A 13,034-nucleotide genomic window follows, 5' to 3' on the forward strand; every position below is an offset into this window, starting at 1 on the left:
GATGTCCGACAAGAGTCCCATCATCCAAGTCCGGAACGTGTCGAAACGCTTCGGCAAAGTCACTGCAGTCGACAATGTCACCCTCGATATCGAGGCGGGCGAGTTCTTTGTCCTGCTGGGCCCTTCGGGCTGCGGAAAAACGACCTTGCTGCGCATGATCGCCGGCTTCGAGCAGCCGACAGAAGGTCAAATCCTGATTGACGGGCAGGACATGGCACATGTTCCGCCGAACCGTCGCCCGGTGAACATGGTGTTCCAGAGCTATGCCGTGTTCCCGCACATGTCGGTGGCGGAGAATGTTGGCTATGGCCTCAAGATTGCCGGGGTCGGCCGGGCCGAGCGTGACGAACGCGTGTTGAAGGCGCTCGAGCTGGTCAAGCTGGGCGGTTTTGAAGAGCGTATGCCGGATCAGATGTCGGGCGGACAACGCCAGCGAGTTGCGCTGGCCCGCAGCCTTGTCATGCGTCCCAAGGTTTTGCTGCTGGACGAGCCGCTTTCTGCGCTCGATGCAAAGCTTCGTGCCCAGATGCAGTTCGAACTGGCCGATCTGCAGGAGCGGGTTGGGATCACCTTCGTTACGGTCACCCATGATCAGGACGAAGCCTTGTCCATGGCGTCACGTATCGCCGTGATGAATAAGGGTGATATTTCGCAGCTCGCCACCCCGTCCGATCTCTACGAATTCCCTGCCAACCGCTTTGTCGCCGACTTCGTGGGCTCGGTGAATATCTTCGAAGGCAAGCTGACCATCGACGAGCCCGACCGTGCGGCGGTCGATTGCCCGGGTGTTGGACGCATCTACCTCAATCACGGCGTTACCGGGTCGCACGGTTCGGACGTCTTCGTGGCGCTTCGGCCTGAGAAGATCTACCTCCATGTTCCCGGCAACGGTAAGGCAGTGCAAGCTGCCGCAAGGGATGCGCCCGAAGGACATAATTTCGCTCGCGGCCAGATCACCTGCATGAGCTACCTCGGCGATATTACCCTGTTCGATATCAAGCTGGATGACGGTGCGGTGGTGCGCGTTTCGCGCCCGAACCTTTCGCGGCACGATCAGGAAGATTTCGAATGGAATGACAGGGTGTCGATGCATTGGCGCGCCGATAGCCCGGTGGTGTTGCTGTCATGATCGCAAGCAGGAAATAGGACGATGTTGGAGAGGCCCGGACAATTCATTGGTGGTCGCGAACTCACGGGCGAGGAAAGCCCGGAGATCGCCTATAACCCGGCAACGGGCGAGGAGCTAAGCTGCTTGCCCAGCGCGAGTCGCGAGCAGGTCGACAACGCGGTTGCGGCCGCGAAGCATGCCTATCGCATCTGGTCACGCATGTCGCCCAAGGAGCGGTCGCTGCGCATGCTGCGCATCGCCGACCGGATCGAGGAACTGGCGGACGAGTTCGCCGAACTCGAAATGCGCAATTGCGGCAAACCGATCGGTACCGCGCGTGCAGTCGACGTGGGCAATACGATCGACGTGTTCCGGTTCTTTGCGGGCGCCGCTCGAACGATCCAGGGCTTGCCGGCTGGCGAATACCGCCCGGGCTTCACCTCGATGCTGCGCCGCGATCCGCTGGGTGTTTGCGTCGGCATCGCCCCGTGGAACTACCCGCTGATGATGGCGAGCTGGAAGATCGCGCCGGTTCTGGCGGCAGGCAACACCGTCGTGCTCAAACCATCCGAACACACGCCTCTGACCGCACTCAAGCTGGCCGAGGTTTGCGCCGAATTCCTGCCCGAGGGCGTGGTGAACGTCGTTACCGGCAATGGTCCCAATGTGGGTGCGCGGCTGGTGTCGCATCCCGACGTCTCGATGGTATCGCTGACGGGCGACGTCGCCACGGGTCGCAAGATCATGGAAGCCGTCGCGCCCACCATCAAGCGGACGCATTTTGAGCTGGGCGGCAAGGCGCCGGTGATCGTGCTGGAGGATGCCGATATCGCTGCGGCGGTCGAGGCAATTGCCGAAGGCGGCTATTACAATGCCGGGCAGGACTGCACGGCGGCATGCCGCGTCTATGCCCATGCCAAGATCCATGACCGCCTGGTTGCCGAACTCCAAGACGCGATCGGGCGCATCACAGTTGGCGATCCTTCGGAGCCGGGCACTGTGCTGGGCCCCCTGATCACTGCACGCCAGCGCGACCGCGTCGATGGTTTCGTTGCGCGTGCCGTGGCTGATACGCCCGCGGAAATCGTCACCGGCGGTACCCGACCCGAGCGCCCGGGGTTCTATTATGCGCCAACGCTGATCGCTGGCGCCCGTCACAGCGACGAGATCGTGCAGAAGGAAGTCTTCGGGCCGGTCGTGTCGGTGACCCGCTTCGAAGAGGATTCGCAGGTGCTCGATTGGGCGAATGACTGCGAATACGGCCTCGCATCCTCGGTGTGGACGCGCGATGTCGGCAAGGCGGCCGAATTCGCCTCGCGCCTCGAATATGGCGTGACCTGGATCAATACTCATTCGGTCAACGTCACCGAGATGCCGCATGGCGGGGTGAAACTCTCGGGTTATGGTTCGGACCTTTCGGTCTATTGCCTCGAGCATTACACCGTCACCCGCCACGTCATGATCAAGCACTGAGGCCGAACAACCATGCGTCCAGTTCTCGGGATAACCGCCTGCAACCGAATGGTCGGCAGCGAGATCGGCCAGGTGGTGATGAACCGCTATGCCCGCGCGGCGATGCAATATGCCGATGTTGCCGCGCTGCTGGTGCCTTCGCTGCCCGATCTGATGGACATATCCGAAGTGGTCGGCAGGCTCGATGGAATCCTGCTGACCGGTTCGCCCTCCAACGTCGAACCGTCGCGCTATGGCGAAGACGAAGGCTTCGGCCCCTTCGACACCGCGCGTGACGAGGTTTCGCTAGGCGCAGTCCGTCAGATGATCGATGTCGGCAAGCCGGTATTCGGCATCTGTCGGGGTTTCCAGGAAATCAACGTTGCCCTGGGCGGGACGCTTCGGCGTGACACGTCGAGCAGCGATGAACTGCTGCGCCACCATTCGCCGGAAGAAAACGACCTGGCGGGTATGTTCGACCATTTCCACGAGGTCGATCTGGTCGAAGGCGGAATCCTCGCCGGGGCGATCGGCAAGGGCCAGGCACGGGTCAATTCGGTCCACTATCAGGGTGTCGGCAGGCTGGCCGATGGGTTGGCGGTAGAGGCAAGGGCGCCCGATGGTCTGGTCGAGGCCTTCAGCGCACGGCCCAATGGCGCACCCCTGGTCGCAGTGCAGTGGCACCCCGAATGGGATACCGCCGACAATCCCGACAGCCAGGCCTATTTCGGCTTGCTCGGAAAGGCGTTAAGAGGGGAGCTATGAACACCAAGGTTCATCGCTACGACCGCTATCTTGCGCGGCTTTGCTTCACGCCCTGACCGCTAGCGCCCGGCGGACCGTTCCGTCGCGTACCTCAAGCCCCCTATTGCCGCCGCTGGCGGCCGCATTCTGTAGTCAGGAATACCCACATGGCACGCAATTACGACATCGCCGAACTCCGCCGCCTCGACATCGCCCATCACCTGCCTGCGCAGGCCGACTGGCAGGAGATCGAAAATCTTGGCGGCAGCCGAATCATCACCCACGCCGAAGGCTGCTACATCCATGATGGCGACGGCAATCGCATCCTCGACGGCATGGCTGGCCTGTGGTGCGTCAACGTCGGCTACGGGCGCGAAGAGCTGGTCGAGGTCGCGGCAGAGCAGATGCGCGAACTGCCGTTCTACAACACCTTCTTCAAGACCGCGACGCCGCCCACCGTGTTGCTGGCCGACAAGATCGCCAGCCTGACCAACAACCGCCTGCCGCACGTGTTCTTCAACTCTTCGGGCAGCGAGGCGAACGACACCGTTTTCCGCATGGTTCGCCGCTATTGGGAACTCAAGGGCGAACCCAAGCGCCAGATCTTCATCAGCCGTTGGAACGCCTATCACGGCTCAACCGTCGCCGGTGTCTCGCTCGGCGGGATGAAGGCGATGCATGCGACGCCGGGCCTGCCGATCCCCGGGGTCGAGCATGTCCGCCAGCCTTACTGGTTCAATGAAGGCCGCAACATGGACGAGGAAGCCTTCGGCACCCTCTGCGCGCAGGCCATCGAGGATCGCATCATCGAGGTCGGTCCGGAAAACGTTGCCGCCTTCATTGGCGAGCCGATCCAGGGTGCCGGCGGGGTGATCATCCCGCCCAAGAATTACTGGCCGCAGGTCGAGGCGATCTGCCGCAAATTCGGGATCCTGCTGATCTGCGATGAGGTCATCACCGGCTTCGGCCGCACCGGCAAGATGTGGGGCCACGAAACCGTGGGCGTTTCGCCCGACATCATTCCGATGGCGAAGGGCCTGTCGTCGGGTTACCTGCCGATTTCCGCCACGGCGGTTTCGGCAGAGATCGTCGAGGTGATGAAGACCGGCGGCGATTTCGTCCATGGCTTCACCTATTCGGGCCATCCGGTTTCGGCCGCCGTGGCGCTACGCAACATCGAGATCATGGAACGCGAAGGGCTTGCCGAACGCACCGGCAGCGAGACCGGACCCTATCTGGCCAAGGCATTGGCAACGCTCAACGATCACGAGCTGGTCGGCCAAACCCGTTCGATCGGCCTGCTCGGTGCGGTCGAGATTGTTGCCGACAAGGCGACCGGCGCGCGCTTTGGCGGGGCCGAGGGAACCGCTGGCCCGATGGTGCGCGACCTGTGCATCGCCAATGGCCTGATGGTGCGCGGCATCCGCGACAGCATCGTCATGTGCCCGCCGCTGGTGATCACGACCGAACAGATCGACGACCTGGTCGCGATCATCCGCAAGGCGCTTGACGAGGCCCTGCCGCGTCTCAGGGCGATCGGGTGAGGTGAGCGATGCCTGCATCCCACCTGCTTCGCGAGGCATGCTATGTCGACGGACAGTGGATCGCCGCCGATAGCGGCGAAACTCTGGCCGTCACCGATCCGGCGACGGGCGACCATCTTGGTACGGTACCCAAATGCGGGGCGGCGGAGACACGCCGCGCGATCGAGGCGGCACAGGCGGCCTTTCCCTCCTGGAGCGCTCGCACGGCGAAGGATCGCGCGCAGGTGCTCCAGCGCTGGTTCCGCCTGATCCTCGACAACCAGGAGGAACTGGCCCGGCTGCTGACGCTCGAACAGGGCAAGAGCCTGGCGGAATCGCGCGGTGAAATCGCCTATGGCGCGAGCTTCATCGAATGGTTCGCGGAGGAAGGGAAGCGGCTCTACGGCGACGTCATTCCGGCGCAAGCGCCCGACAAGCGTATTCTTGTGCTGAAGCAGCCAATCGGCGTCGCGGCGGCGATCACCCCGTGGAACTTCCCCAACGCCATGATCACGCGTAAGGCGGGCCCGGCGCTTGCAGCCGGCTGCCCGATCGTGATCAAGCCGGCGGCGCAAACCCCCTATTCGGCGCTGGCGCTGGCAGTTCTGGCGGAAGAGGCGGGCATACCTGCGGGTATCTTCAACGTCGTCACGGGGAGCGCGGCGGCCATCGGCGGCGAGATGACATCGAACCCGCTGGTCCGCAAACTGACCTTCACCGGTTCTACTGAGGTAGGTCGCAAGCTGATGGAACAGTGTGCACCGACCATCAAGAAGCTCAGCCTGGAGCTTGGCGGCAATGCGCCCTTCATCGTGTTCGACGATGCCGATCTCGACGCGGCGGTGGCGGGAGCCATGGCTTCGAAATACCGCAATTCGGGCCAGACCTGCGTGTGCACCAATCGCATCTATGTCCAAGCCGGGGTTTACGATGCCTTCGTGGAGAAGCTGGCGGCAGCCGCAGGCTCGCTCAAGGTGGGCAGGGGGATCGACGATGGGACCGAGCAGGGCCCGCTGATCGACGCCAATGCGGTGACCAAGATCGAAGAACACATCGCCGATGCATTGGCCAAGGGCGGCCGTCTAGTTGCGGGCGGCCATCGCCACGCGCTGGGAGGCACCTTCTTCGAACCGACGGTGATCGCCGACGCGACGCAGGACATGCTGGTTGCAGGCGAAGAGACCTTTGGACCCCTGGCGCCGGTAATCCGCTTCGAGATCGAAGATCAGGCGGTTGCCATGGCAAATGATACCGAGTTCGGTCTAGCCGCCTATTTCTATTCGCGCGATCTCGGTCGTGTCTGGCGTGTGGCAGAGGCGATCGAGAGCGGTATGGTCTGTGTCAACTCGGGCATCCTTTCAACCGAAGTCGCACCGTTCGGCGGGGTCAAGCAGAGCGGTCTTGGCCGCGAAGGTTCGCGCTATGGCATCGACGACTATGTCGAGATGAAATACGTCAGCTTGACGATCTAGGTGCAAAGATGAGCGACAGCGAACATCCCCAGCAGCCGGTCGATCTAGCCTTCACCCGCCCTGGTGGTCCCGACGGGACGATTGCAGAGCCGACCTTCTCGGGCGCGCTCAGCTTCATGCGACGTCGCTACAGCAAGGACGTGGGCCAGGCCGATGTCGCGGTGGTCGGGATACCCTTCGATCTGGCGACCACGGGTCGCCCCGGCTCGCGCTATGGCCCGCGTGGGGTGAGGCTTGGATCGTCGATGATCGCGTGGGATGCGGTCTACGGCTGGTCCTTCGATCCCCTGGCGGTGCTCGATGTGGTCGATTTTGGCGATATCGCCATCGATTACGGCTCGCCGATCGAGGTGGTTGGCAATATCGAGGCCCAGTTTGCCGCGATCCACGCGAAGGATACGGCCACGCTGATGCTGGGTGGCGATCATTTCTGCACCTATCCGGTGCTGCGGTCGCTCGCGAAACAGCTCGGGCGGCCGCTGTCACTGATCCATTTCGATGCGCATAGCGACACCTGGCCCGCGCGCGACGGGCAGGTCGATCACGGCACCATGTTCTGGCGGGCGGTGCAGGAAGGGATCGTGGACCCGGCACGATCGGTGCAGTTGGGCATTCGCACCAACAACGCCGATACGCTTGGCTTCACCGTGATGGATGCTGGCGAGGTGGATGCTCTTTCGGCTACCGAAATCGCCGAACGCGTTCGCGCAATCGTGGGTGACAGGCCGGTCTATCTGACCTTTGACATCGATGCGCTCGATCCGGCCTTCGCGCCCGGTACGGGCACGCCGGTGCCGGGTGGATTGAGCAGCGCGAAAGCGCTTGCCATCTTGCGTGGACTTGCGGGGATAGACCTGCGCTCGGCTGACGTGGTCGAGGTCGCACCGGCTTACGACAGTGGCGACGTGACCTCATTGGTGGCAGCAACCATCGCGCTGCATTGCCTTGCAATCATGGCCGATGCGAAAAGAGCCGGATTAGGCTGAAAAGCCTGATCCAGCCCCTTCACATTGCCTCACGCTCCGCTATAGGGGCGTCCGCCTGCTGGGGTGTAGCCAAGCGGTAAGGCAGCGGTTTTTGGTACCGCCATGCGCAGGTTCGAATCCTGCCACCCCAGCCAGGCCTTTCCTCAGACGTTCTTGCCCGCGAAGTCGGCTGCCGAGTGACGCTCGAGCAGCTGCTCGTTCTCTTCGCCCCAAGCCTTGTTGACGATGCGACCGCGGCGCACGCCGGGGCGCTGTGCGATCTGCTTCACCCAGCGTTCTACGTTGGTGTATTCGTGGATCGAGAGGAAGGTGCGTGCTTCGTTGTAGATCGTGCCGAATACGAAGGGTGCCAGCCAGGGGAAGGTGGCCATGTCGGCGATGGTGTAGTCGGCGCCGCCAAGGTATTCGCTTTCGCCCAACCGCTTGTCGGCCACGTCGAACAGGCGCTTGGTTTCCATTGCATAGCGGTTGATCGGGTATTCGTACTTCTCCGGCGCATAGGCATAGAAGTGACCGAAGCCGCCACCGATGAAGGGGGCGCTGCCGATCTGCCAGAACAGCCAGCTGAGCACTTCTGCCCGCTTATGATCGGTGGGGAGGAAGGCGCCGAATTTCTCGGCAAGGTGTAGCAGGATGGCGCCGCTTTCGAAGAGGCGCACCGGCTGCGGTCCGCTGCGATCGAGTAGGGCAGGGATCTTGCTGTTCGGATTTATCCCGACGAAGCCCGATGTGAACTGGGTGCCATCGGAGATGTTGACCGTCCAGGCGTCGTATTCGGCATCCTTATGGCCGGCCTCCAGCAGTTCCTCGAACATGATGGTGGTCTTCACGCCATTGGGGGTGGCGAGCGAGTAGAGCTGGAAGGCGTGCTCCCCGACCGGAAGATCCTTGTCTTCGCGCGCGCCGGCGGTCGGGCGGTTGATCGACGCAAAGCGGCCACCGTTCTCGGTGTCGTTGGTCCAGACTGCGGGCGGCGTGTAAGTGGGATCGGCCAAGATTGCTCTCCTTGTGCTGTTGCCGGAGTAGGTGGGCGACAAGGTCTTCGCAGGCAAGGGCAAGCGGGTTACGCGACCTGGCTGTATTCGCTACTTCGTCTGGAAGGATAACTTTAACATGTCTGAGTGGCACTGCGGTTAAGCATGGCACTGGGAATCTCAGTTATCCCAATTTTGCTTGCATATTTTTGTCTAAAAGAATAATTGATTCTCATGACGACCAAGGCCGGCGCCAAGATCCGTAACTGGCGCAAACATCACGAACCACCCCTATCGGCTGAGGATTTTGGCCGCATCTATGGGCGCCCCCAGGTGTGGAAGGCGCAGGCCGTCTACAATTGGGAAGCGAAGGGAAAGGTGGCCCGGCCCGCGGTCCAGCGGCGATTGGCTGCACTTGGAATTTGCGAACCGGGCGACTGGCTGGAGTTTGCCGAAGAGGAGGGTGCACCCAATCTCGAAGGCGCGGAGGTCCATGCAGGTGAGGGGCACTCTTTCTTCGATCTGCACAGGCACGGCTTCGTTCGTGTGGCCACTGCGACGCCGCGGACCCGGACGGCGGACGTAGTCTATAATGCTGACGGGATAATCGAGCAGGCACGCGCCGCTGCGCGCGAGAACGTCGACCTGCTGCTCTATCCCGAATTATCGCTGTCTTCCTACGCATTGGACGACCTGCATTTGCAGACTGCGCTGCTCGATACAGTCGAGCGCGAACTGGCGCGCATCTGCGAAGAAACGCGCGCGCTGGCGCCGGTCCTCGTGATCGGCGCGCCCCTGCGCCGCAATGGAAGGATCTACAACTGCGCACTCGCAATCGCCCGGGGCGAGTTGCTGGGTGTCGTGCCCAAGAGCTTCCTGCCCAATTACCGCGAATATTACGAGAAGCGCTGGTTTGCGCATGGCCGCGATTGCATCGGGCTGGAGATCGAGGTGGCGGGGCGTTCGGTCCCCTTCGGCACAGACCTGGTCTTCGCCGCGGCTAACCTGCGGGGCTTTGTCTTCGGGATCGAGATTTGCGAGGATTTCTGGGCGCCCAATCCCCCAGGGACGCTTGCCGCGCTGGCTGGTGCAACGATCCTGCTCAACCCCTCGGCATCGAACATCACCATCGGCAAGGCGGACGAGCGCCACCTGCTGACACGCGCCAGTTCGAGCCGCGCCGTCTGCGCCTATGCCTATTCGGCAAGCGGACATGGCGAAAGCACCACCGACCTTGCCTGGGACGGACAGGGGATGATCTACGAGCTCGGCGATCTGCTGGTCGAAAGCACGCGCTTCGATCTGCATCCCGAACTCTGTGTCACTGATGTCGACACCCAGCGCATCCTGGCCGAGCGGCTGCGTGTCGGGACGTTCAACGATGCCGCCGAAGCGGCTGGACGCCCTGAGGACCGGTATCGCCGGGTTACCTTCACCCATGCTGCCGCCCCCGGCGACAAGGGTTTGGTACGCCCCGTCCGCCGCTTCCCCTTCGTGCCGAACCGGGCGCACAAGCTGGACGAGGATTGTTACGAGGCCTTCAACATCCAGGTCGATGCGCTGATGCGGCGGATCCAGTCAACCGGAACGAAGTCGTTGGTGATCGGCATTTCGGGCGGGCTCGACAGCACCCATGCGCTCATCGTTGCCGCCAAGGCCTGCGATCGGCTTGGTCGCCCGCGCACCAATATTCACGGCTATACCATGCCCGGTTTTGCCACGTCCGAAGGGACCAAGTCGAACGCCTGGAAGCTGATGAAGGCGTTCGGGATCACCGCGGAAGAGATCGACATCCGTCCCACCGCCACCACTATGCTGGAAAATATCGGCCACCCCTTTGCCGATGGCGAGCCGGTTTACGACGTCACCTTCGAGAACGTGCAGGCCGGCCTGCGGACCGACTACCTGTTCCGACTCGCGGGCCATCATCGCGGATTTGTGGTCGGTACCGGCGATCTCAGCGAGCTCGCGCTGGGGTGGTGCACTTATGGCGTGGGCGACCATATGAGCCACTATGGTGTGAACTCGGGTGTGCCGAAGACACTGATCCAGTACCTCATCCGCTGGACCATCGAGACGCGGCAGTTCGACGAAGGCGTTGATGGTGTGCTCGGCGATATCCTGGATACCGAGATCAGTCCCGAACTGGTCCCTGCGGGCGCCGATGGCCAGATCCAGAGCACCCAGTCGATCATCGGTCCCTATGAGCTCAATGACTTCTTCCTGCACCACATCATCCGCTGGGGGCAGAAGCCGAGCCACGTCGCGTTCCTCGCCTGGCATGCCTGGCGCGATGCGAAGGCGGGCCAGTGGCCGATCGATTTTCCGGAGGATGCGAAGAACGCCTACGACCTCCCCACCATTGCCCATTGGCTGGAGAACTTCTTGAAGCGCTTCTTCGGTTTCAGCCAGTTCAAGCGCAGCGCCTTGCCCAATGGCCCGAAAGTCAGCGCTGGAGGCGCATTGAGCCCGCGCGGTGACTGGCGTGCGCCTAGCGATGCGGTCGCCGAAGTCTGGCTCGCCGAACTTGCTGCCGAACTCCCACCACTGGAGCGCTGACCATGTCCTTTCGCAGCCTCTTGGTCATGACGTTCTGCAACGTGGTCTGGGCGCTGAACGTGGTGGTCAGCAAGCTCGCGGTCGACGATCTTGGCGCGCCGCCACTGTTCTATGCGCTGCTCCGCTCGGTGTTGGTGGCACTCGCCTTGTTCCCCATGTTGAAGCCCGTTCCGAAGGACCTTTGGAAGGTCCTGCTGGTCGGTCTGGCGATCAGCGGTGGATCCTTCTCGCTGCTGTTCATGGGGCTGCAGACCGCAAGTCCCTCCGCCACCGGCGTGGTGAGCCTAACTGGTGCGCCGATGACGGTGCTGTTCGCGATCATCTTCCTGGGCGAGCGGATTCGCTGGCGTCGCGGCCTCGGCATCGCGCTGGCCTTCGGCGGGGTGTTCTTCGCCATTGCCGGTGACAGCCACATGGACGCCAGCGTCGGCCTGCTGCTGGTCTTCCTGGCGGCCGTGGTCGGTGCACTTGGCGCCGTTTTCGTGAAGCGGTTGGAGCTGCCATCGATCAACCTGCAGGCCTGGGCGGCGGTCGCTTCGATCGCCGTGCTCATTCCGCTTTCCGCGGTGCTGGAGAGCGGACAGATGAGTGCGTTCGATGACGCACCGTTGGAACTGTTAGCTTGCGTGCTGTTTGCGGGGATCGTGGTCTCGGTCGGTGCGCACACCGCCTATTTCCGGCTGCTCCAACAACACGATGCCAATCAGATCGTCCCGCTGACGCTGATGACCCCCATCCTGACCATCGCTTTTGGCGCATGGTTGACGGGGGACGCCATCGGCGGGCGGCTGCTGGTAGGTGGAGCGATCGCCCTCGTGGGCGTCGCGATCATCGTGCTGCGCCCCAGTGCGACCTTTACCCGTCGCTTCCTGGTGCGTTCGCGCTTCTGATCAACCGACCGTCAGCACCCATCCGTGGGTATCGGCGACGGTACCGCGCTGGATGGCGACCAGCTGCTCGCGGACCTTGCTGGTGATTTGGCCCGGACCGCCCGACCCGATGGTGAATTCGCCGTCATGTCCGGCAACCTTGCCGATTGGCGTAACCACCGCCGCGGTGCCGCAGGCGAAGCTTTCGACGAGCTTGCCGCTCTGCGCATCGGCGCGCCACTGGTCGATGCTGTAGGGTTCTTCGCTTACGCTCAGGCCTTCCTCGCGCAGCAGCTGGATCAGGCTATCGCGGGTGATGCCCGGCAGGATCGTGCCCGTAAGCGGTGGAGTGATGACGCGTCCGTCATCGAAGGCAAAGAACACGTTCATACCGCCGAGCTCTTCAACCCACTTGTGCTCGACCGCGTCGAGGAACAGCACCTGGTCATGGCCGCGTGAGAAGGCATCGCGGGTCGGCACCAGGCTGGCGGCGTAGTTTCCGCCGCATTTCGCTGCGCCCGTGCCACCCGGCGCGGCGCGGGTATAGTCCGAGATCCACAGGCTTACCGCCGGTGCGCCCGACTTGAAGTAATTGCCGGCCGGTCCGGCAATGACCATGAACTTGTAACGCTTGGCCGGGCGGACGCCGAGGAATGCCTCGGTCGCGATCATGAAGGGGCGCAGGTAGAGCGAGCTACCTTCTGCTGACGGGACCCAGGCCCCATCGACCGCGATAAGCTGGCGGATCGCCTCGATGAACAGGTCTTCGGGCACGTGGGGCATTGCCAGCCGGTCAGCCGAAGCATTCAGGCGGCGTGCGTTCTGTTCAGGGCGAAACAGGGCGATCGATCCGTCGCCGTGGCGATAGGCCTTGAGCCCTTCGAAAATCTCTTGCGCATAATGGAGTACCGCAGCCGCGGGATCGAGTTGGATCGGTGCGCGCGGCTCGACCTTGGCGTCGTGCCAACCGGCTTCGTCGGTCCATTCGATGGTGACCATGTGGTCAGTGAAGTTCGTACCGAATCCGGGATTGGCGAGGATCGCCTCGCGCTCGGCATCGGACAGGGGCGACGGGTGCGGGATGTGCTCGAACTGCATGGCCCGGCGGGTACTGCGCGGCGCGACCAAGCGCAAGGCAGGCAATCTATGTTCGTCAAAATGAGAGGGGGCAGCATCGACCTTGGTCGGGGTGCCCCAAAGAAGGCCGCAGGAAATGAGAAGGGCAGCATCGACCTCGGTCGAGCTGCCCTTCGCATGGTCAGCGGCGGGAAGTGCCGCTCACGAAGCCTTTATCGGTTGCGATCCTTACCGATAATGCTCCGCGCGGGAACTTGCCGACCTCTCTGC

General features: G+C 62.8%; 10 protein-coding genes and 1 tRNA gene. 9 read left to right on the forward strand and 2 right to left on the reverse strand.

Annotated elements, in window-relative coordinates; all coding sequences use genetic code 11:
* Nucleotide 1: 1 nt before the first annotated feature.
* The 7 genes from AAFM29_RS08710 to AAFM29_RS08740 all read left to right on the forward strand — a co-directional run bounded on the left by AAFM29_RS08710 (nt 2) and on the right by AAFM29_RS08740 (nt 7,419).
* Entirely contained in the window at nt 2-1,129 is a 1,128-nt protein-coding gene (locus tag AAFM29_RS08710; RefSeq protein WP_371830729.1) for an ABC transporter ATP-binding protein, read from the forward strand.
* A 21-nt stretch (nt 1,130-1,150) separates the two neighbouring features.
* Entirely contained in the window at nt 1,151-2,581 is a 1,431-nt protein-coding gene (locus AAFM29_RS08715) for a gamma-aminobutyraldehyde dehydrogenase (protein ID WP_341712417.1), read from the forward strand.
* Nucleotides 2,582-2,593: 12 nt separating this feature from the next.
* A complete protein-coding gene (locus AAFM29_RS08720; protein ID WP_341712418.1) occupies nt 2,594-3,325 on the forward strand; it encodes a gamma-glutamyl-gamma-aminobutyrate hydrolase family protein in 732 nt (243 codons plus the stop codon).
* 146 nt (nt 3,326-3,471) lie between these two features.
* A complete protein-coding gene (locus AAFM29_RS08725; protein ID WP_341712419.1) occupies nt 3,472-4,848 on the forward strand; it encodes an aspartate aminotransferase family protein in 1,377 nt (458 codons plus the stop codon).
* An 8-nt stretch (nt 4,849-4,856) separates the two neighbouring features.
* A complete protein-coding gene (locus tag AAFM29_RS08730; RefSeq protein ID WP_341712420.1) occupies nt 4,857-6,299 on the forward strand; it encodes an NAD-dependent succinate-semialdehyde dehydrogenase in 1,443 nt (480 codons plus the stop codon).
* 8 nt (nt 6,300-6,307) lie between these two features.
* Nucleotides 6,308-7,285 carry an agmatinase gene (gene speB, locus AAFM29_RS08735; RefSeq protein WP_341712421.1) on the forward strand — a complete coding sequence of 326 codons (978 nt, stop codon included), beginning with the start codon at nt 6,308-6,310 and terminating at the stop codon, nt 7,283-7,285.
* Nucleotides 7,286-7,344: 59 nt separating this feature from the next.
* Nucleotides 7,345-7,419 (forward strand) — tRNA-Gln (locus AAFM29_RS08740).
* Between the two features lie 9 nt (nt 7,420-7,428).
* Here the strand turns inward: AAFM29_RS08740 and yghU are convergent.
* Nucleotides 7,429-8,280: a glutathione-dependent disulfide-bond oxidoreductase gene (gene yghU / locus AAFM29_RS08745; RefSeq protein WP_341712422.1), complete on the reverse strand. Its 852-nt coding sequence runs from the start codon at nt 8,278-8,280 to the stop codon at nt 7,429-7,431.
* A 213-nt stretch (nt 8,281-8,493) separates the two neighbouring features.
* Here yghU and AAFM29_RS08750 point away from each other — a divergent pair, with 213 nt between their 5' ends.
* Both AAFM29_RS08750 and AAFM29_RS08755 read left to right on the forward strand, forming a co-directional pair.
* The gene (locus AAFM29_RS08750) at nt 8,494-10,818 is read left to right on the forward strand and encodes an NAD(+) synthase (protein WP_341712423.1); all 2,325 of its coding nucleotides are present in this window, start codon (nt 8,494-8,496) and stop codon (nt 10,816-10,818) included.
* Nucleotides 10,819-10,844: 26 nt separating this feature from the next.
* Nucleotides 10,845-11,708 (forward strand): DMT family transporter, encoded by an 864-nt coding sequence (locus tag AAFM29_RS08755; protein WP_341712424.1) that lies wholly within the window; start codon nt 10,845-10,847, stop codon nt 11,706-11,708.
* Here the strand turns inward: AAFM29_RS08755 and AAFM29_RS08760 are convergent, their stop codons facing one another.
* Nucleotides 11,709-12,785 (reverse strand): branched-chain amino acid aminotransferase, encoded by a 1,077-nt coding sequence (locus AAFM29_RS08760; protein ID WP_341712425.1) that lies wholly within the window; start codon nt 12,783-12,785, stop codon nt 11,709-11,711.
* Between the last annotated feature and the right edge of the window lie 249 nt (nt 12,786-13,034).

The organism is Erythrobacter sp. (genome assembly GCF_038133525.1).
In the GTDB taxonomy this organism is placed as follows: domain Bacteria; phylum Pseudomonadota; class Alphaproteobacteria; order Sphingomonadales; family Sphingomonadaceae; genus Qipengyuania.

Bases quoted from the DNA above. Each gene is read 5' to 3' on its own strand.
- AAFM29_RS08710 (WP_371830729.1), top strand. From the start codon at position 2: ATGTCCGACAAGAGTCCCATCATCCAAGTCCGGAACGTGTCGAAACGC.
- AAFM29_RS08715 (WP_341712417.1), top strand. From the start codon at position 1,151: ATGTTGGAGAGGCCCGGACAATTCATTGGTGGTCGCGAACTCACGGGC.
- AAFM29_RS08720 (WP_341712418.1), top strand. From the start codon at position 2,594: ATGCGTCCAGTTCTCGGGATAACCGCCTGCAACCGAATGGTCGGCAGC.
- AAFM29_RS08725 (WP_341712419.1), top strand. From the start codon at position 3,472: ATGGCACGCAATTACGACATCGCCGAACTCCGCCGCCTCGACATCGCC.
- AAFM29_RS08730 (WP_341712420.1), top strand. From the start codon at position 4,857: ATGCCTGCATCCCACCTGCTTCGCGAGGCATGCTATGTCGACGGACAG.
- speB (WP_341712421.1), top strand. From the start codon at position 6,308: ATGAGCGACAGCGAACATCCCCAGCAGCCGGTCGATCTAGCCTTCACC.
- AAFM29_RS08750 (WP_341712423.1), top strand. From the start codon at position 8,494: ATGACGACCAAGGCCGGCGCCAAGATCCGTAACTGGCGCAAACATCAC.
- AAFM29_RS08755 (WP_341712424.1), top strand. From the start codon at position 10,845: ATGACGTTCTGCAACGTGGTCTGGGCGCTGAACGTGGTGGTCAGCAAG.
- AAFM29_RS08760 (WP_341712425.1), bottom strand. From the start codon at position 12,785: ATGCAGTTCGAGCACATCCCGCACCCGTCGCCCCTGTCCGATGCCGAG.